Source organism: Methanocaldococcus vulcanius M7, assembly GCF_000024625.1.
Taxonomy (GTDB): domain Archaea; phylum AGJL01; class Methanococci; order Methanococcales; family Methanocaldococcaceae; genus Methanocaldococcus; species Methanocaldococcus vulcanius.
In genome coordinates, this window is the sequence record NC_013407.1 from 519,307 (window position 1) to 536,723 (window position 17,417).

The window sequence follows — 17,417 nt, forward strand, 5'->3', positions numbered from 1 at the left end:
TATTGAAGATAAGATTAAATAATATTTCTTGTATTTTTATTTAATATTTTTATTTTAATAATTTGTCAACGATCTCTTTTATTTCTGGAACATCAATGTCCATTTCCTCTCCAAGCAATCCACACTTCATTATCTCCTCTCTTTGTGGAATTACTGCAATAACCTTATCTCTGCTAACATTTTTTAATATAAGATCTTTTGTGTTATCATCTGCCTTATTAATTATAAAATAAACTTTTTTTCCTAATTTTTCTCCTATTTCTTCTATTTTTTTAGAGAGGTTAATTGACTCATACGTTGGATCGATAATACCAACAATTACATCACAACCACTCTCAACCCCTCTTCCAAAATGCTCTATTCCTGCTTCGGTATCAACCACAACAACCTCTCCATCATTAAGTTTTAATGCATTTAAAAATTCCCTCAAAAGAGCACCCATTGGGCAGGCACAACCCTCTCCAAAGTCGTGTATCTTTCCAACAGCGAGAAACTTAATGTTTCCCTTCTCAGAGACGTACTCCTTTGGAAGTGAGTTTATACTTATATCCTCATCAAACAATTTAACCTTCCTTCCAAGAGCTTTTTTTCTCACTTTTTCCATAAATTTCTTCCTACCTCCAAGATACTCGATAAAATCCTTTGGTAAATCAACTCCAAGCAATCTGTGTAAACTTAAATTCGATTCATCCCCATCAATTACTAAAACTTTATAACCCCTATTTGCAAGTTCTTTTGATATTAAAGCAGTTATTGAACTTTTACCACATCCTCCTTTACCACATATTGATATTTTCATGCTTTCCCTCTTATGCCATTTTTGAATATTTTTCTATGCTTTTTTCGATTATTTTTTATTTTCATTTTTATTATTTTATCTATTTTTATCGGTTAATTATTAATCTTAGTTTGATAAGATATGCTTTTATTGTGTTCTACTTTATTTTATTTACCATTATTTAAAATTTTGATTATGTGAATATAAGATAATCAAATAAACAAGATAAACATCAGGATTAATGAATATGTGAAAATTTAGATTATATCGACAATAAACTTATCAATTTTCTACAAAATCAAAAACTTTATATAATATGGAATTTTTATCTTTATTTTGTGATTACTATGGAGAAAGTTGCGATGCATATAATAGGAGATATAGTATTGTCTGAAAATACGGGAAAGGCATTAAAAAAATGGCGAAATTTGTTTAATATACAGCAAATCGAACTTGCAAAATATTTAAATGTATCTCCATCCGTTATAAGCGATTATGAAGTTGGAAGACGAAAAAATCCAGGAGTGAACATTGTAAAAAAATATGTTTTAGCATTGATCGAGATAGATAAAGAAAAAGGCGGACAGACAATAAAAGCATTAAAGAGAATTTTAGATAAAAGTCCCTCAATGAAGGCAATTTTATCAATAAAAGAATATGAAAATCCCATATCTTTAGAAAAATTTTTAGACATTATAGATGGAGAAATGGTCGTTGGAGATGTTTCAGAAATGCAAATTTATGGACACACAGTAGTTGATAGCATAAAGGCAATATTGGAAATGACCGGAGATGATTTCTACCATCTATATGGTTGGACAACTGAAAGAGCATTAATATTTACAAACGTTTCCACGGGAAGAAGCCCAATGGTTGCTGTTAGAGTTAGCATAATGAAACCGAGAGTCGTTGTTCTACAAGGAATAACCCCTGGGAAAATAGATAATTTAGCAATAAAATTGGCAAAAATAGACAATATTCCATTAATAACAACAAGATTAGATACAAAAGAGTTAATAAAGCGTTTGAATGGTTAATTAAGTATTAATATTTAATATTTGGTCTTGTTTTTCTTAATTTAATTTTTAATTTAATTTTTTCTGTTGGAAATTAAATCAAATCATAAGTTAAAAAATTATTGCTTACGGTGAAAAAATGGTAGGAATAGTCGGATACGGAGCATATATACCAAAATATAGAATAAAAGTTGAAGAAATAGCAAGGGTTTGGAATAAAGACCCAAATGCAATAAAAAAAGGACTCTTAGTTTATGAAAAAGCAGTTCCAAGTTTAGATGAAGATACTGCAACCATAGCCGTTGAAGCATCAAGAAATGCTTTAAAAAGGGCTGAAATAGATCCGAAAGATATTGGAGCAGTTTATGTAGGTAGTGAAAGTCATCCCTATGCGGTTAAACCAACATCAACCATAGTGGCAGAGGCAATAGATGCAACTCCAGAACTGACTGCGGCAGATTTAGAATTTGCTTGTAAGGCAGGAACTGCTGGGATTCAGATGTGTATGGGATTGGTTGAGAGTGGTTTAATAAAATACGGATTAGCTATTGGAGCAGATACTGCCCAAGGAGCTCCGGGAGATGCATTGGAATATACGGCAGCAGCAGGAGGAGCTGCTTACATAATAGGAAAATCAAACGTTATAGCTGAATTCAACGGCACTTATTCATACACAACAGACACTCCCGACTTTTGGAGAAGAGAGGGAAAGCCATATCCAAGACATGGAGGGAGATTTACAGGAGAGCCAGCATACTTTAAGCATGTAATCAATGCCGCTAAGGGATTAATGGAAAAGATGGGAACAAAGCCAGAGGATTATGATTACTGCGTCTTTCATCAACCAAACGGAAAGTTTTATATTAGAGTAGCCAAGACGCTGGGTTTTAAAGAAGAGCAATACAAATATGGATTACTAACTCCCCAAATAGGAAATACATATTCAGGAGCGGTTCCTTTAGGTTTATCAAATATTTTAGATAATTGTAAAGGAGGAGAGAGAATTTTAGCTGTCTCCTATGGTAGCGGAGCTGGGAGTGATGCTTTTGATATAACAATAACTGAAAGAATAAATAAAATCAAAGATAAAGCACCAAAAACTGCTTATTATTTAGAAAGAAAAGAATATATCGACTATGCGATATATGCTAAATTCAGAAGAAAAATTAAGATGTAAATCTACAAAAATCTAAAAACTACAAATTTAAATTAATTTACTAAATTCTGAATCCTACAAGAAGGTGGAAAAATGAGAGATGTTGCCATTATCGGCTATGGACAAACAAAATTTGGAGAATTATGGGAAAGAAGTTTTAGAAGCTTAATTGTTGAAGCAGGAGTTAAAGCAGTTGAAGCAGCAGGCATAGATGGGAAAGATATAGATGAGATGTATGTAGGAAATATGAGTGCAGGTTTATTTGTTGGACAAGAACATATTGCCTCATTAATAGCTGAGCATGCCGGTTTAAATCCAATCCCATCAACAAGAGTAGAGGCAGCATGTGCATCTGGTAGTTTAGCTCTAAGGCAAGCAGTTTTAAATGTGGCAAGTGGAGCGAGTGATGTTGTCTTAGTTGGTGGAGTTGAAAAGATGACAGATGTTGTTGATGCCACATCTGCAATCTCATCTGCCTCAGATCAAGAATGGGAAGCACTATTTGGGGCTACATTTCCCTCTCTATACGCGATGATGGCTCAAAGATATATGTATGAATATGGTTTAACTTTGGAAGAACTATCAATGTGGAGCGTTATTATGCATGAAAATGCCTCAAAGAATAGATATGCTCAATTTCCATTTAAAATAACGTTAGACCAAGTCCTTAACTCCTCTCCTGTCGCTGAGCCATTGAGATTACTTCACTGCTCACCCGTCTCGGATGGTGCTGCCGCCCTTATAGTGTGTGATGCAGAGAAAGCTAAGGAATTTGTTAATGAGGATGAAATTATATATATAAGAGCAAGTGTCCAAGCATCAGATACTATCGCATTACATAGCAGGGAGAGCATAACCCAACTAAAAGGAGCAAGAGTAGCAAGTGAAAAGGCCTATAAAATGGCAAATATAAGCCCTGATAAGATAGATGTTGCAGAAGTTCACGACTGCTTTGCCATAAATGGATTAATATTAATGGAAGAACTTGGATTTTGCAAAAAGGGAGAGGCAGGAAAGATTGTTTACAATAAAGAGATTGCAATTGATTGTGATAAATATCCTGCAATAAATCCAAGTGGAGGGTTAAAAGCTGCTGGACATGCGTTAGGAGCGACAGGAATTAGGCAAGTTGGAGAGGTTTATTGGCAGTTAAAGCAGGATAAAGAAGTTAAAGATAGACAGGTAGAGATTAAAAACGGGTATGGGATAACTGTGAATGTTGGAGGAACTGGGGGAACTGTATGTGTTCATATCTTATCTAATAAAAAATAATTGGGTTGATATTATGGACAAGATTAAAAAGCAAGTTCTTACTATAGCGATTGGATGCATTGGATTTATGATATTTGACTTTATTGTATGGTATTATTTATTTGACGGATTAACTATATTTCTATGGATTTCTGCAGTAATATTTGCATGTCTGTTTGCAGTTTGGTTTATACTATACAAAAAAGTCAAATTAAATATCCCATATTTACCATTTAATAAAAATAAAAACATGGGAGATTGACAGAGAAATTCTACCCCTTTATAAAAGATATTTGTAAAAAAGATAGGATGTATAATGTGGGTTGGAGGAGAGTGTAGATTGATTATGCTTATTGACATCTATATATCCTCAAAAATCTACGAACTCTATGGATATGAAGATGGAGCATTGGAAGTTGAAGATATAGAAGAGGATAAGGCAAGCTAATTTATGGTGAAAATATGTGCAGTTGCAACCTCTACTTTAATGGAGAGTTAGTTATGGAAGATGTTATGATTGTTGAGAAAAAAGAAGATAAAGTCATAGCCATTGATCTATTTGGCGATAAAAAAGAATTCGTTGGAGATATTAAAAAAATTGATTTAAATGAGAATAAGATATTTATTGAGGGATAAATCGATAATAACCGACTATTTAATTAAATTTTAATTAAATTTAAAGTGAATAGAAATAATAAGAAAGAAATAAATAAAGGGAATAAATAAAAGCAAGATCGAGGGAGATTATGGTAGTAAGAAGTTGGAGACATATAAAAGAGAGATACAACCTAATAGGAGTTAGATGTAAAAATTGTGGAACTGTCTATTTCCCTTCAAGAGAGATATGCCCAAAATGTAGAAGAAAAACGGACTTTGAGGATATTAAATTGAGTGGTAGGGGAAAAGTTTATACTTATTCAGTAGTTCATGTGGCTCCGAAGGATTTTGAGAAGCAAGCCCCTTACGTGATAGCGATTATTGAGTTAGAAGAAGGAGTTAAAATAACTGGTCAAGTGGTTGATTGTAAGCCAGAAGAAGTGTATATCGGCATGCCGGTTGAAGCTGTGTTTAGAAGGATCAAAGAAGATGGAGATGATGGAGTTATAACCTATGGATATAAATTCAAACCTGTTGAAAATTAATTATTAACCAAGAAAAATTAAGAAAACAAATAAATAAAATAAATATAAAATAATAGACCAATTAAAAAATGTTAATAGATTATAAATTATAAAAAGAGATATTTTAATTTTATTCTGCAACAGTTTCTTCAGCTTCTTTTACAAATCCTTCGTTTTCTTCTTTTTTAGCTAAAGATAAAACTTCTGATTTATAAACAATAACGTTTCTGACTGGGAATATCTTTTTACATTCATTCTTTATTCTCTCAGCCATCTCCCCGAATAACATCGCTTGAACATACTGTGGAAATGTTTTCTCCTTAGCCATTGCTTTTATAATTTCAACCATCTTCTTTCTAAGATCGGATTTCTGCTTTGCGTCAGCTCTGTAAGCAGTTAAAACAACGGCCTTAGTTCTTACTTTGTATCCGTCTTGGGTTGTAACATCTAAGATAGCGTCAATTCTACTTCTTCTTCTCCTTATTTGGGATCTCATAAATTCTCTTGTTGTATCATGCCCATAATATTGAGCTATTGCTTTATTTCCAGTAATTCCAAATATTTTGAAATAAACCCTATGCATGTGCTTTGTTGGATCTCCTGTTAAGTCCCTTAAACTTGTTTCTGCAACTCTACCTAAAACCAAACTTGGATCGTTTGCAGGAGTGTAGCCAATAAAGACGCCTCCGAACTCTGGTGTAGCGTAGATCTCATACCATACTTTCTCTTTCCACTTATCTTTTACCTTTCTAACTTTTCTTCTTGACCTTGCAGTTCTTGCAGTAGCCATTCTTTCACCTTAAAAATTTGTTTTAGTGTGATTATTTTATTAATTTTTTATCAAAAATTTTTACATTAATTTTTAATTTTCATCAGTTTTTGGTTTAGTTATTCCTCCTCTCTATAAAACTCAGTCAGATCAATATGATTTCGTAATGGCCTAACAACATCCCCATACAAACGTTTTATGTCTTTGGCTTTTGCTTTTTTTGCAGTTGTTTTATCTGTTTTTATCTTTTTCAATCTAAAAAATCCATCATTTATCCTATATACCTTTCCAATTTCAAATTCGAAATCATTTGGCACATATAAGTATATTCCATAGGTTTTATTTTTATCGTTTATAGATATTCCTATCTTTTTAGGAATAGATAAAGATTTTCCCCATATGACTTTAATATCCTTCCCAATAGATTCTTTTACTGATTTTGGCGTTTCTATTTTGGTTATCTCTATCTCTTCTCCATCAACGTTTATTACATCTCCGACTTTGTATTTCTCATCTTCAGGAATATTTATTATTTTTGATTCAGAGAGATCATATCTACTTGTTATCAACTTTACCTGACTTAACTTTACCTTATCAACAATCTCCCTTACTCTACCACAATTTGGGCATTTAATTAAATAATATGCAGATTTTTCATGAATTTTTTTCTTTAGAACTTCTTGCTCTTCACAACCACAGTTCTCGCATACCATATTTATTTTTTCAGACATTTTCAATAACCTCTTAGATGTTATAATCTACATAACGTTAAAAAATTATTTTTAGGAGTTATCTTCTTCTCCTCCTTCTTCTTCTATTATCTTTTGGTTGGATTATAATTCTATATTTTGGATTTGCTGCTTTTTCTAAAAACTCTTCATATGTGAATGGCAAGTTTGTATCATCAGATATAACTCCTCTATTTTTCAAATACTCTCTTGTTAATAAGTAGTAGATTAAAGCAACTGCTTTTTTACCTTTGTTGTTTGTCGGTATTACTAAGTCAATAAATGATGTCAAGTGCTCTGTATCACATAATCCAACGATAGGAACTCCTATTTCTGTTGCCTCTTTTAATGCCTGCCTGTCAACTCTTGGATCGCTTATAAATACTACTTCCGGCTCTATAAAGCCCTTATAGGATGGGTTTGTTAAGGTTCCAGGCACGAATCTTCCAACTACGGTTCTTATTCCTGTGTATTTTCCAAACTCTTCTAATGGGCCCATTGTATAGATTCTTCTTGAAACAGCCAATATATCTTCTGGTTCATATCTTGCTAAAAATTTAGCAGCTATTCTTAATCTTTCATCTGTCTTTCTAACGTCTAAGACATATAATCCATCACTTCTTACTCTATATATAAATCTCTCCATATCTTTTGTTTTTTGCTGGGTTCCAATATGAATACCTGAAGCTAAGTATGTATCCAACGGAACTAACAGTTCTTTTTCATTACTCATTCTTTCACCTTCTTTGTTGGATTAACGTTAAAAAAGAACTTTTTGTTTTTGTTATAGAATTTTAGGGGAGTTAAAAATTAGTAGTTTTTTCCCCAAATTATCTTTTTTTGGAGTTTAATTAAACTTTGATTTAAGATTTAAAAGATTATATAAATTTTGCTTATATAAATTTTTTGCTTATAACCATAACCAATATTAACTGTTTAATTTACTTACCTCTTCTTCCATGAGCTCTTATACTTGGTCTAACCTTCTCAGCTCCTATTCCCTTGTTTCTTAATCCCCTACCTTTCTTACCAGCGGATGTTAAACCTCTGAACGCTCTGCCTCTATGTTTTCCAGTGCATAACCAGTTAAGTTGAGGATCTGCTTTAATGGCTGGGTGGTATGGATCTACCAATATAACCTCATACCACTTGTGTTTTCCATCCTCGCCTACCCAATAACTGTTCAAGACCTCCATATTTGGATATTTTCTTGCTGCTCTCTCTTCAGCAATTCTTTGGATGGATTTACCCATTGTTATCTTATTAACTCCCAATGTTGCTGGCTTCTTTGAGTTCTTTGGTCTTGGTTTTCTTAAACCTCCTCTTCTAACCCTTACTCTAACAACAATAATTCCCTGTTTTGGTTTATAACCCAAAGATCTTGCTCTATCCAATCTTGTTGGTCTCTCAACTCTTACAACTGCCGGTTCTCTTCTCCATTGCTGTAATCTTTCCCATAATAACTGCCTAACATATGTTTCTTTTGGTCTCTTCCATGCTTCTCTTATATATTTATAAATTCCCATCTTATCCCTCTTTTTTAGGGTTCAGCATTATGCCACATCCCCTTTAATCTATTTTTGCAATATGACATATAGGGTAAATAACTACTCAATACTATTATATTAATTTAACGGTCTTTTTACAAAAACAACAAAAACGAAAAGTATATATACTGCTTACATATAACTTAGTTTTGCTTTTAGAGCGGGGGTGGCCCAGCCTGGTACGGCGCGGGACTGCTAATCCCGTTGGGCATAGCCCAACTCGGGTTCAAATCCCGACCCCCGCGCCATTAAAATAAAAACCAAATAGAGCTTTTTTAATATAGTCCGATAGGAATTTGAAGCTATTTTATATCAAAGCTCAATGGAGAAGTTAAAGGACTATTTTAAGTTTGGTGCTACACTATCGGACTAAAATTTGATACGGTAATATATTAATTAATTTGAAGATAAAAATATAAGTGTAGATAAAAAATAATTAATCAATCTCAGCCAGCCTTTTAATGTCCAAAGGATCCTCAACAACTACTAAATGATACACGTAAAAGCTTAAAACTTGAACTAAAAAAGTATATTCCGCCCCGTTAATTTCATTCTCCTCAAAGCAACTATCATACAACTCATCCAATACACTTTGATAATCTAAAACACCATTTTCATCGGTGTGTTCCCCTATTTTTTTATCTAATGCTTTTAACAGTGCTTTTTTTCTATGTTTTGGAATAACGTTTTCTGGATAATCAACATAGGGTTTTAGTAGTTCAATCATCTCTTTTTTTGGGTTTTCTGTTGCTTTATTTTTACCGAATATTGGCATTTTAACCACCAAGTAATATTTCTATTAGTAGTTTTAAGATTGGGATTAAGCCTTCTGAGATTCCGAGGTAACTACAACCAATGGCAATGGCATATTTAAGAGCTTCCAAAATCAAGATTTTCATCAATAGTTTCTTTTTGTCTTGTCTGGATGTTTTTTGATATTCTTTGACTAATCGGAAGAACTGTTTTAACTCTCTTATGATTATCGAAAGTATCTTTTTTGAATAGTTTAATATTGCCCAAACTAATGCCATGAAAAAGTTGTTCATGGAAGAGTAGTAGTATCAGTAAGAACACTGGGATGCAGATGACTGCTGCTCTATATTCATGGACCAGGAGTAAGATGATTTCTACCATTAGGACTGTTGCGAGGTATTGTTTTTGAGAATCATTCATACTTTCACCTCCACATAGGGCTGGGACATTAGAATTTTTAAATTCTAATGCTGAGGTTGATGGTGGTTGATGAATGGTTGATGAGGTGTTGAGATGAGTAACAATCAAAAAATTACCCCAGAGATGCATGATGACATAATCCTATGGAGGTCTCAAGGGTATTCGTGGAATCAAATTGCGAAAAAAATACATGAGGAATATGAAGTTGAAATTACAGCCCAGGCCGTTCATAAGTATTACAAAAAGCATCTTGAAAAAACTGCTCAGTTAAGATTACAAGAGATTTATGAGAAACATAAAGGCAAGGGGAGCGTTGAGCAAGAGTTGCTTGAAGACATTGGCACATTAAATTTTGCAATAAAAAAGGCGAAATCAGCATTAAATAGTGATGAAGTTAGCAAAAATCCTTACAAACTAAAAGCAGCTATCGAAGCGTTATGTTGTGCAATGAAGACAAAATACAATATTTTAGGAGACTTCAGAAAAGAGGAGGATGAGGACCCATTACTTAAAGCCCTTACTGGTGAAGAGTAATGGCTATGTCTAAAATGAAACTTAAAGAACTTCGCAAAAAATTAAGAACTGATTTTGAATTTTTTGTTAAAACTGTATTAGGTGCTGAATTACACAAAGCTCAGAAAGAAATAGTAAAAGCATTCTTTTCAGGCAAATATAAAACGATAATTGTAGCGGCAGGTAGGAGGTTCGGTAAATCAAAACTTATGTGCTTTCTTTTGATATTTCTGAGTTGCACTCAAAAGGATAAGAAATTTGCCGTTATTGCCCCATACTATGCAAATGCGAGGATAATCTTTAAAGAACTTAGAACATACATTGAGAAAAATAAAACACTGCAAAAACTCGTTAAGAGAATTACAGAATCTCCTTACATGGTTATTGAATTCAAAACTGGATGTATAATAGATTTTAGAAGTGCTGATAACCCTACGTCTATTAGAGGAGAGAGTTATCATCTTGTTATCCTTGATGAGGCTGCATTCATCAAAGATGATGTTGTGAAATATGTAATTAAACCATTGTTGATAGATTATGACGCACCTTTAATTGAAATCTCTACTCCAAATGGGCATAATCATTTTTATGAGTCATTTTTGATGGGAGAAAATAGACAAAATAGACACATTTCATTTAGATTCCCAACGTGGTCAAATCCATTCTTACCTAAAAGTGTAATTGAAGAGATAAAGCGAGAATTTGGAGAAGATTCCTTAGTTTGGAAACAGGAGTTTTGTGCAGAGTTTATTGATGACCAGGATGCTGTGTTCAAGTGGGAGTATATCCAGCAATGCATTGATTCCAATATCGAATTGCTAACTGTCGGGGAGAAGGGGCATAGATATGTTATGGGAGTTGATTTGGCTAAATATCAGGATTATACGGTTATTATAATATTGGATGTTTCTGAAAATCCGTATAAACTCGTGTATTTTGAAAGATTTAAGGATAAACCATATTCCTATGTTGTTGAGAGAATAAAAGAACTTTATATAAAATTTAAGCCCGTAGTTTGCGTTGATAGCACTGGGGTAGGAGACCCTGTTGTAGAGCAACTTGAAGACTGCAATCCAATTCCGTTTAAATTTACGAATCAGTCTAAAATGCAACTAATAACTAAACTTCAAACAGCGTTGGAGAGAAAAGAGGTAATATTCCCATATATTGACACTCTTATTACGGAATTGAAGTATTTTAGGTATGTAAAAAAGAAAACTACGATTTCTTTTGAAGCTAAACCTGGAATGCACGATGATTGTGTATGTTCTCTTGCATTAGCTGTATATGCTGCTGATAAGGCAACGAATAACATAATCGTTGATTACTTCAGCTATTGAGGTGGTTTAAATGTCAGAATCCGAAGGAAAGATTGTTGTTGATTATTTCGGTGAATCTCCAGCTACTAAAACCACAGAGGTGGGAGTTAGTGATAGGACTCCAGCCGATATAGAACTTGGAGAGTTTTCAACAATCCAGATGATTGATATAACAGATGAAGCAAACTTAGAAGGGGCTTTCCTCATTGATGAGAAAGTTAATTTGGCATTGCATTCATTGATTTATGACATAATTTCAAATTGGACATTAAAAGGCGATGAAAAGCAAATTGAAGAAGTTAAAAAGTGGCTATATGAGACGGGTATAATCTTTTCAAAAAATGCCACTGCTACGATTATCGAAATGCTTAGGGATTACTTTATTTATGGAAAGGCGATTTACCAGATTGTTTGGGAAAATGGAAAAATTGTAAGATTGCATAGGTTAGACCCAAAGGCTACTAAAATAATTAGGAATCCCTTCGGAGATGATAGGATTATTATTCATGATGCTACAATTGATGGACAGATAAGAAAAATCGGATTTATTGATTTGGAAAGGAAAGAAGAGGTTTTAAATTTATTTACGGTTAAAAGTGAAATGGTTCAGGTTTGGTTAGACATCAATGACATAATTCTGCTTGAAGGAACTTCATTAATGGCAAGGTGTGTTAATGCGGTTTATCAAAAGCAGAAGTTGTTAAATGAGATTTGTGCGTATGTGAACGAGCATCAAGCCATCCCTCCGGTCCAAATTAAAATTGGGCAGATACTAAGCGATGGCAGAGGCATTGGACTTCCAGATGGAACTAACATTACAGTTGAGAAGTTTAAAGAAATGCTGAAGAATTATGCCAATGACATCACAAAACTAAAATACAAAGGAGCTGTAGCGACACCTTGTTATGTCGATTATAATCAGATTGACATGAAAATCAATTGGGAATACATTAAATTCATTTTAGACAAGTATGATGAGATTATTTTCAATGCATTTTATAGCTCAGAAGGATTATGGAAATCTGGAGTGGCAGATTATAGAAGGAAGGATATGAGAAGGGAAAGGCTGAAGCTAATAAGGTCTATGCAGGCGAAGATTAAGGAATTGATTAATGAGTTAATTAGAATGAACTTTGGAGACATTGATGTTGAATTTACTTTTATAACAGATGACACTGAAGAGCTTTTAGAGAAATCAGAGTATTACAAAAATGTAGCAGATACAATTAAATCCTTAGCAGATATTGGAGCTTCAGAAGATACACTAAAAAGAATTGCTCAGGAGTTTGGCATTGAGTTGGATTTGGCATTGCAGAAGGGACAGGCTGAAATGTTTGCAGAAATGTTTGCAGAGATTGATAAAGAAACAATTGAAGCGATAGCACAAACATTAGTTGATAAAATTATGGAAAAGATAGAAAATGCTACACTTGAAGTTAAAGATAAGGCCATGGAAATCATTCAGGAAAATAAAGGAAAGATAACAGCAACAGCTTATAGAAAAATTAGAGCTTTAATAAATAAAGAATTTCAGGGATTGGATTTTTCAGGAGAAATCCAGCAGGCTTTAAGTGATATTGTTAGAGTAACAGGATTAGAAATTGATATTGATAAAGGAGTCATACAGTTTGTTAAAAATTATACCTTCGACCTGTGCAAAAAATTAACAGAGAATCAGAAGGCGAGATTAAGACATATTTTGTTAGAAGAACTTAGCACAACTGAAGATACAAACATAACGCAAAAAATCATGGACACATTAAAAACAACAAGACATGAGGCAGAAAGAATAGCAAGGACTGAGCTTAGTAGGGCCTATGAATGGTCAAGATATGAATATTATAAAAAGTATGCTGAGAAAAATAAGGTTAAAGTCATGGTAAGATGGTATACGAGAAAGGATGGCAAGGTATGTCCAAAATGTAGAGTTTTGGAGGGGAAAGAATGGGAGATTGATAAAGTTCCAGTTAAACCACCGTTGCATCCAAACTGCAGATGTAGCTTAGGATATAAAATTGTGGATGTGAAAAAATGAAGTTTATGGACATAACAGTTAAAGTGGATAAATCTCTGCTGACAATAGCTGAAGAATTAGAAGACAACCTTAAGGATGCCATTAAGCAGGCGACATTGGAAGTTAAAGAGGAAGTTTTGGACAATATCAGAAGAGGATATGTGAAATTGAATTATCCCCCAATATCTGAAAGTTATAGAAAACAGTTAGAAAGAAAAGGGCTTCTACCTCATGAGGGGCTAATTTCACCGAGAGAAGATAAAAAGAAATTGGAAAAGTCAATAAGCCATTCATTTAGAAGGGGAGGGTTAGAAGGTGTTATAAAAACTTCAAGACCTTACGCAATCTTTGTAGAACAGGGGACAAAGAAAATGCCTGCTCGTCCATTTTTCCAGCCAGCACTAAAGGCAAAAAAAGAGCGTGTTGAAGAGTTAATAAAAAAAGCAATTGAAGATGCGTTAGATTAGCCTTTAATACTTTCTAAAATATCAATTAACAGCTCTTTTTCATATTCTAAACCTAACTTAACCCTTTTATCATTTGGTTTTATGCTAAACTCAACATAATTAACTCTTTTTTGAATAATGTTCCAAAACTTATCATTAGTAAATACTATATCGCCTATTTTTGGTGGGATTAAATCTAAATAAGTTTCAATCTCCCAAACAGGCCTTGGATTTGCATATTGGGCGAGATAATCTCTACCTATTTGTTCAGCTTCTTCAACCGTTTGGAGGGAAGGGATGTAAAGTGTTTCCATCAGTCTTTTTCCATATTTGGCGATAGATTGTTCATCAACGACGATAACAGTTATCGGCTCTAAGGATTCTGCAATATCGAAGTAAGTACTGTCAGTATAGTAATTATACGTTATTTCTACGATATCTGATGCATTCATCGAATCTAAAATGTTTAAATAGCAATCCCCATAAGCGTCGTTAGTTATTGTGTAGTTTGTCGTCTCTGTTCCGTTAATTTTCACACTAATTGGTTCAATCAGTTTATATTTTAACTTAAAAGATGAATTTACACCATCATAAACGAATTGTTCTGTTTGTGGCGTTCTATCGTTAATATTGCTCTTATAGTTGTCTTTTGTTGCTTTTACAACTAAATCATATCTCCCAACAGGTAGGTTACTTATATCCATATATGCCGTGTATTCCCCATTTCCATTGTCAGTGTAGGAATTTCCAAAGTTGTCTGTTATCGTGCATCCTGAAACTCTATTTCCAGCTTTATCTTCAACGATTACTGTAATTTTAGCTGGCTCTGTTGATGCATATAGATATTTGTCTTTATCTGTAAGAACTGAAGCTTTTAAAACATAATTTCCCCATTCTGAAACTCTTAAACTAACGGTTGTTGATGCTGGCTCATATCCACTTTTTTGTGCAGTTATTTCAACTTCTACGGTATCATCTACTTGAGGGAGGGGATAAGTTATTTGATATTGCCCGTTTCCTAAACTTGTAGCTACAGGGCTAATAAGACAGCCATCAACTGGTATTTGATTGTTATCTATGACTTTGATATTTATTATGGCATTTCCATCAACTCGCCAGCTGTATTCTTCTTTATCTGTTTCCACTTCAGCAATTTGAAGAGATGGAGTTGTTGTAAAGTCGAAATTATTCAAATCATTATTATCATCTGGAATATCTGGTAAGTTAGGGTCCAATGGTGGGCTTGAATCTGGAGCATCATCATTCAAGTCAGGGTAATCACGTGCAGAAGGGACATCTGAAGGTATTTCAACATCTACAAAGCGAATGAAAGTTAATTGTCCGAGAGAATATTTAATCATGACTTTATAACTTCCTGGTTCGTCATAAGTGTGTGAGTGTGCAACAAAAATTCCAGCTGTTGTATTGTCAATTACCGCATAACACCATCTTTTATCACTGATTAGATTTCCATTTGAATCTCTATATAGATTAGCTGTTTCTATCGTTCCATCTCCCCAATCAACTGTAACGGTTCCCGAACTAAAGACATCAGGGCTTGGAACAGTATAAGTGTGTGATAATTCTGCCTCTGCAACATTATCTCCAATGTGCACTGTTGGAAAAGTTATTTCAGTTGAATTAGCGATATCTACTGCTGAAACATCAACATGTTTGTCTTCATAGTCAATATCCCAATAAATTGCATAAACTTCACAAAGATATCCATTGTCACCTACAAGACACTCAAATGTCAAACTCCCGTTATTTGGAACTCTAACATCTACTTTATTTCCATTAACGTCTATGTATCTTAGACCTACACCGTTTCCTCCATCCGCACCAGTGTCATCTGCTTCGTAGTTTGTAACTGTAACAGTCCAAATAGAGCCTTTTGAGAATACTGCCAACCCTACGAAATCATTTAAAAAAACTGTTTTTCCGAGTTTTGAAATATCCATACTAACACCTTATCTTTGATTTGTAACTTTAACAACATTTACAATTTTATCATTAATTGTCTGTATCATTCTGCATCTTCTATTCCAGCTGAAAATTAAATGCGTCATAACATCATCGTAGCTCGTTGCTAAATCCCTTAATTCGTTAGTTTGGGAATCGTAGTAAAAACTCGTTTTAGCAAAGTGAAAGGCATCTTTTAAAAGCTGGTATTTGTTAGTTTCATTCTCATATCTGAGATTTACCTTTGCATCAACTGAAACTGCGTTTATTATGTTAATTTCATCACACAATTGATTTAGTAAATCCTGTAAATAACCAGAATAGCCCCCAATAAAAGCTATGTTTTTTAACTTAATCAGAGGGTCATAAGCGGTAAATTTTGAAACTCTACTGTTTGCTGTGCTTTCATGTTCCAACTGCACAATGTAGCCTCTAAAAAGTGTAAATTGTCCTTCTACAATTTCTACAAAATCAAAATATCCAACTGCATCGTTAAAAGGTGTGGTTATGGAAGCAGATGAGATTTTATTCATATATTGCTTAATGCTAATGTCAGTAAATTCCGTTTTCTTGCCGTTAATGTAAAGCTCAGTCATTATTTCACCATAACTATCGTCAAATCAGCAACATAGATGTTATCAAATCCAATAACTTTTCTAATACTGCATTTTTCAAGGGTTCCATAAAATATTTGATTATCATACTGAACCAACAAAGTTCTTGTTTTTCTAAACTCTTCTAACTTCAAATAATCATCAATCGTATTTAGAAGCACACTAACGCTGAAGGATTTTGTAGTGTTCAAATAAGGAACCGCTTTTGTTTCACCATCTTCAATAGCATATTTTCCAACAGCTCTGCCGAAGTCCATACTTCTATCAATAACTTTGAATGCATATCTGTTGATAGCGAAATCAGAAGCTACTTTTTCCTCATAAGAAACCTTTACACTTGTTGCAGGGAAGATATAAGCATCTAAAGAAACTAATGAATCGTTAGCCGTGTCTCTTGCATAGATGTAGAATCTTCTTTTGGAGAGTATGTAAGGAGCTTTAACTTGGAGATGTATGGCTATGATATTCCCATTAGCATCCGTATATGTTTCTAAAACTCTATAAGGCAATACTTGGTTAGTATAATCATCAACAACTGTGATTTGGGAAATATCTTTGATTAGATTATTCACATTAGTAATTATCGCATCGTAAATTGCGTAATATTTGTTAATTGACAAATTCAGTAAGAATTGCTTTGATAAATTAGGTCTTTGCAATGTGGCATCTAAATTGCTGGTATATCTTGGTTGTTGGTCATCGAAGTAAAGATAAAACACATCATTAGCTGAACCCGTTACATTATGCACTACAATGCTCATTTCGTTAGCAGTTTCGGAATAAATATCGAAAGGCAAGACATTACCAGCAGAATCTGTAATTCTTAGTTCCTGCCCTCTATAATCCCAAAATGCTGTAAATTCTGGTGGAATATACAATTCTACATCTTCATTGTTGGCATCTTCACTAAGTAATAATTGAACTCTTTTGTAAAGCTTAATTGTAGCTAATGTTTGAATATTTGTTGTAAAAGTATTTGGAAAATTCGGAATTAATGAAAATGTTGTCAT

Annotated in this window: 21 protein-coding genes and 1 tRNA gene; 12 read left to right on the forward strand and 10 right to left on the reverse strand. The window is 33.5% G+C overall.

Annotated features, from left to right (window positions below):
- Positions 1 to 49: 49 nt before the first annotated feature.
- Positions 50 to 799, reverse strand: coding sequence for an ATP-binding protein (locus tag METVU_RS02695; protein WP_015732627.1), 750 nt, complete (start codon positions 797 to 799; stop codon positions 50 to 52).
- A 326-nt stretch (positions 800 to 1,125) separates the two neighbouring features.
- On the opposite strand from METVU_RS02695, the gene METVU_RS02700 reads away from it, so the two are divergent.
- From METVU_RS02700 to METVU_RS02720, 7 genes are all read left to right on the forward strand, one after another.
- Positions 1,126 to 1,815, forward strand: a complete 690-nt coding sequence (locus tag METVU_RS02700) for a helix-turn-helix domain-containing protein (protein WP_048196739.1) — start codon at positions 1,126 to 1,128, stop codon at positions 1,813 to 1,815.
- Positions 1,816 to 1,933: 118 nt separating this feature from the next.
- Positions 1,934 to 2,971, forward strand: a complete 1,038-nt coding sequence (locus METVU_RS02705) for a hydroxymethylglutaryl-CoA synthase (RefSeq protein ID WP_015732629.1) — start codon at positions 1,934 to 1,936, stop codon at positions 2,969 to 2,971.
- 72 nt (positions 2,972 to 3,043) lie between these two features.
- Positions 3,044 to 4,222, forward strand: coding sequence for a thiolase domain-containing protein (locus METVU_RS02710; protein WP_015732630.1), 1,179 nt, complete (start codon positions 3,044 to 3,046; stop codon positions 4,220 to 4,222).
- A gap of 13 nt (positions 4,223 to 4,235) precedes the next feature.
- Positions 4,236 to 4,463 (forward strand): hypothetical protein, encoded by a 228-nt coding sequence (locus METVU_RS02715; protein WP_015732631.1) that lies wholly within the window; start codon positions 4,236 to 4,238, stop codon positions 4,461 to 4,463.
- 54 nt (positions 4,464 to 4,517) lie between these two features.
- Positions 4,518 to 4,649 carry a hypothetical protein gene (locus METVU_RS09170; protein WP_015732632.1) on the forward strand — a complete coding sequence of 44 codons (132 nt, stop codon included), beginning with the start codon at positions 4,518 to 4,520 and terminating at the stop codon, positions 4,647 to 4,649.
- A gap of 14 nt (positions 4,650 to 4,663) precedes the next feature.
- Positions 4,664 to 4,837, forward strand: a complete 174-nt coding sequence (locus METVU_RS08870; protein WP_083771291.1) for a CooT family nickel-binding protein — start codon at positions 4,664 to 4,666, stop codon at positions 4,835 to 4,837.
- 110 nt (positions 4,838 to 4,947) lie between these two features.
- Positions 4,948 to 5,343: a Zn-ribbon domain-containing OB-fold protein gene (locus METVU_RS02720; protein ID WP_015732634.1), complete on the forward strand. Its 396-nt coding sequence runs from the start codon at positions 4,948 to 4,950 to the stop codon at positions 5,341 to 5,343.
- Between the two features lie 109 nt (positions 5,344 to 5,452).
- Here METVU_RS02720 and METVU_RS02725 read toward each other — a convergent pair whose 3' ends face one another.
- From METVU_RS02725 to METVU_RS02740, 4 genes are all read right to left on the reverse strand, one after another.
- Complete coding sequence (locus tag METVU_RS02725; RefSeq protein ID WP_015732635.1) at positions 5,453 to 6,112, reverse strand: 30S ribosomal protein S3ae; 660 nt, start codon at positions 6,110 to 6,112, stop codon at positions 5,453 to 5,455.
- Between the two features lie 98 nt (positions 6,113 to 6,210).
- Positions 6,211 to 6,822 (reverse strand): HVO_0476 family zinc finger protein, encoded by a 612-nt coding sequence (locus METVU_RS02730; protein WP_015732636.1) that lies wholly within the window; start codon positions 6,820 to 6,822, stop codon positions 6,211 to 6,213.
- A 58-nt stretch (positions 6,823 to 6,880) separates the two neighbouring features.
- Positions 6,881 to 7,552, reverse strand: coding sequence for a 30S ribosomal protein S2 (gene rpsB / locus METVU_RS02735; protein WP_015732637.1), 672 nt, complete (start codon positions 7,550 to 7,552; stop codon positions 6,881 to 6,883).
- Between the two features lie 208 nt (positions 7,553 to 7,760).
- On the reverse strand, positions 7,761 to 8,345 hold the full coding sequence (locus METVU_RS02740; RefSeq protein WP_015732638.1) for a 50S ribosomal protein L15e: 585 nt from the start codon (positions 8,343 to 8,345) through the stop codon (positions 7,761 to 7,763).
- Positions 8,346 to 8,526: 181 nt separating this feature from the next.
- On the opposite strand from METVU_RS02740, the gene METVU_RS02745 reads away from it, so the two are divergent.
- Positions 8,527 to 8,614, forward strand: a tRNA-Ser gene (locus METVU_RS02745).
- A gap of 188 nt (positions 8,615 to 8,802) precedes the next feature.
- On the opposite strand, the gene METVU_RS02750 is transcribed toward METVU_RS02745, so the two are convergent.
- Together METVU_RS02750 and METVU_RS09045 are read right to left on the reverse strand one after the other, a co-directional pair.
- On the reverse strand, positions 8,803 to 9,141 hold the full coding sequence (locus tag METVU_RS02750) for a hypothetical protein (RefSeq protein WP_015732639.1): 339 nt from the start codon (positions 9,139 to 9,141) through the stop codon (positions 8,803 to 8,805).
- Positions 9,142 to 9,236: 95 nt separating this feature from the next.
- Complete coding sequence (locus METVU_RS09045; RefSeq protein WP_169302077.1) at positions 9,237 to 9,668, reverse strand: hypothetical protein; 432 nt, start codon at positions 9,666 to 9,668, stop codon at positions 9,237 to 9,239.
- Here METVU_RS09045 and METVU_RS02760 point away from each other — a divergent pair.
- From METVU_RS02760 to METVU_RS02775, 4 genes are read left to right on the forward strand one after another with little or no spacing between them, the layout of a single operon-like run.
- Entirely contained in the window at positions 9,633 to 10,073 is a 441-nt protein-coding gene (locus tag METVU_RS02760; RefSeq protein WP_015732641.1) for a hypothetical protein, read from the forward strand. The genes METVU_RS09045 and METVU_RS02760 overlap by 36 nt on opposite strands.
- 14 nt (positions 10,074 to 10,087) lie before the next feature.
- Positions 10,088 to 11,392 (forward strand): phage terminase large subunit, encoded by a 1,305-nt coding sequence (locus tag METVU_RS02765; protein WP_281033863.1) that lies wholly within the window; start codon positions 10,088 to 10,090, stop codon positions 11,390 to 11,392.
- Between the two features lie 10 nt (positions 11,393 to 11,402).
- The gene (locus METVU_RS02770; RefSeq protein ID WP_015732643.1) at positions 11,403 to 13,406 is read left to right on the forward strand and encodes a phage minor head protein; all 2,004 of its coding nucleotides are present in this window, start codon (positions 11,403 to 11,405) and stop codon (positions 13,404 to 13,406) included.
- Entirely contained in the window at positions 13,403 to 13,852 is a 450-nt protein-coding gene (locus METVU_RS02775) for an HK97-gp10 family putative phage morphogenesis protein (RefSeq protein ID WP_015732644.1), read from the forward strand. Before METVU_RS02770 ends, METVU_RS02775 begins: the two co-directional genes overlap by 4 nt.
- Here the strand turns inward: METVU_RS02775 and METVU_RS02780 are convergent.
- Genes METVU_RS02780 through METVU_RS02790 form a run of 3 tightly spaced genes read right to left on the reverse strand, consistent with a single transcriptional unit; the run spans position 13,849 to position 17,417 of the window.
- Positions 13,849 to 15,792, reverse strand: a complete 1,944-nt coding sequence (locus METVU_RS02780) for a carboxypeptidase-like regulatory domain-containing protein (protein ID WP_015732645.1) — start codon at positions 15,790 to 15,792, stop codon at positions 13,849 to 13,851. The genes METVU_RS02775 and METVU_RS02780 overlap by 4 nt on opposite strands.
- Positions 15,793 to 15,801: 9 nt before the next feature.
- Positions 15,802 to 16,389, reverse strand: coding sequence for a hypothetical protein (locus tag METVU_RS02785; RefSeq protein WP_015732646.1), 588 nt, complete (start codon positions 16,387 to 16,389; stop codon positions 15,802 to 15,804).
- The gene (locus tag METVU_RS02790) at positions 16,389 to 17,417 is read right to left on the reverse strand and encodes a hypothetical protein (RefSeq protein WP_015732647.1); all 1,029 of its coding nucleotides are present in this window, start codon (positions 17,415 to 17,417) and stop codon (positions 16,389 to 16,391) included. The genes METVU_RS02785 and METVU_RS02790 overlap by 1 nt, the downstream gene beginning before the upstream one ends.

Excerpts from the sequence above, each read along its gene's own strand:
- METVU_RS09045 (WP_169302077.1), bottom strand. The coding sequence starts at position 9,668 with ATGCATCTCTGGGGTAATTTTTTGATTGTTACTCATCTCAACACCTCA.
- METVU_RS02715 (WP_015732631.1), top strand. The coding sequence starts at position 4,236 with ATGGACAAGATTAAAAAGCAAGTTCTTACTATAGCGATTGGATGCATT.
- METVU_RS02705 (WP_015732629.1), top strand. The coding sequence starts at position 1,934 with ATGGTAGGAATAGTCGGATACGGAGCATATATACCAAAATATAGAATA.
- METVU_RS02760 (WP_015732641.1), top strand. The coding sequence starts at position 9,633 with ATGAGTAACAATCAAAAAATTACCCCAGAGATGCATGATGACATAATC.
- METVU_RS02785 (WP_015732646.1), bottom strand. The coding sequence starts at position 16,389 with ATGACTGAGCTTTACATTAACGGCAAGAAAACGGAATTTACTGACATT.
- METVU_RS02750 (WP_015732639.1), bottom strand. The coding sequence starts at position 9,141 with ATGCCAATATTCGGTAAAAATAAAGCAACAGAAAACCCAAAAAAAGAG.
- METVU_RS02710 (WP_015732630.1), top strand. The coding sequence starts at position 3,044 with ATGAGAGATGTTGCCATTATCGGCTATGGACAAACAAAATTTGGAGAA.
- METVU_RS09170 (WP_015732632.1), top strand. The coding sequence starts at position 4,518 with ATGTGGGTTGGAGGAGAGTGTAGATTGATTATGCTTATTGACATCTAT.
- METVU_RS02700 (WP_048196739.1), top strand. The coding sequence starts at position 1,126 with ATGGAGAAAGTTGCGATGCATATAATAGGAGATATAGTATTGTCTGAA.
- METVU_RS02780 (WP_015732645.1), bottom strand. The coding sequence starts at position 15,792 with ATGGATATTTCAAAACTCGGAAAAACAGTTTTTTTAAATGATTTCGTA.
- METVU_RS02740 (WP_015732638.1), bottom strand. The coding sequence starts at position 8,345 with ATGGGAATTTATAAATATATAAGAGAAGCATGGAAGAGACCAAAAGAA.
- METVU_RS02770 (WP_015732643.1), top strand. The coding sequence starts at position 11,403 with ATGTCAGAATCCGAAGGAAAGATTGTTGTTGATTATTTCGGTGAATCT.
- METVU_RS08870 (WP_083771291.1), top strand. The coding sequence starts at position 4,664 with ATGTGCAGTTGCAACCTCTACTTTAATGGAGAGTTAGTTATGGAAGAT.
- METVU_RS02725 (WP_015732635.1), bottom strand. The coding sequence starts at position 6,112 with ATGGCTACTGCAAGAACTGCAAGGTCAAGAAGAAAAGTTAGAAAGGTA.
- METVU_RS02720 (WP_015732634.1), top strand. The coding sequence starts at position 4,948 with ATGGTAGTAAGAAGTTGGAGACATATAAAAGAGAGATACAACCTAATA.
- METVU_RS02790 (WP_015732647.1), bottom strand. The coding sequence starts at position 17,417 with ATGACAACATTTTCATTAATTCCGAATTTTCCAAATACTTTTACAACA.
- METVU_RS02775 (WP_015732644.1), top strand. The coding sequence starts at position 13,403 with ATGAAGTTTATGGACATAACAGTTAAAGTGGATAAATCTCTGCTGACA.
- METVU_RS02695 (WP_015732627.1), bottom strand. The coding sequence starts at position 799 with ATGAAAATATCAATATGTGGTAAAGGAGGATGTGGTAAAAGTTCAATA.
- METVU_RS02765 (WP_281033863.1), top strand. The coding sequence starts at position 10,088 with ATGAAACTTAAAGAACTTCGCAAAAAATTAAGAACTGATTTTGAATTT.
- METVU_RS02730 (WP_015732636.1), bottom strand. The coding sequence starts at position 6,822 with ATGTCTGAAAAAATAAATATGGTATGCGAGAACTGTGGTTGTGAAGAG.
- rpsB (WP_015732637.1), bottom strand. The coding sequence starts at position 7,552 with ATGAGTAATGAAAAAGAACTGTTAGTTCCGTTGGATACATACTTAGCT.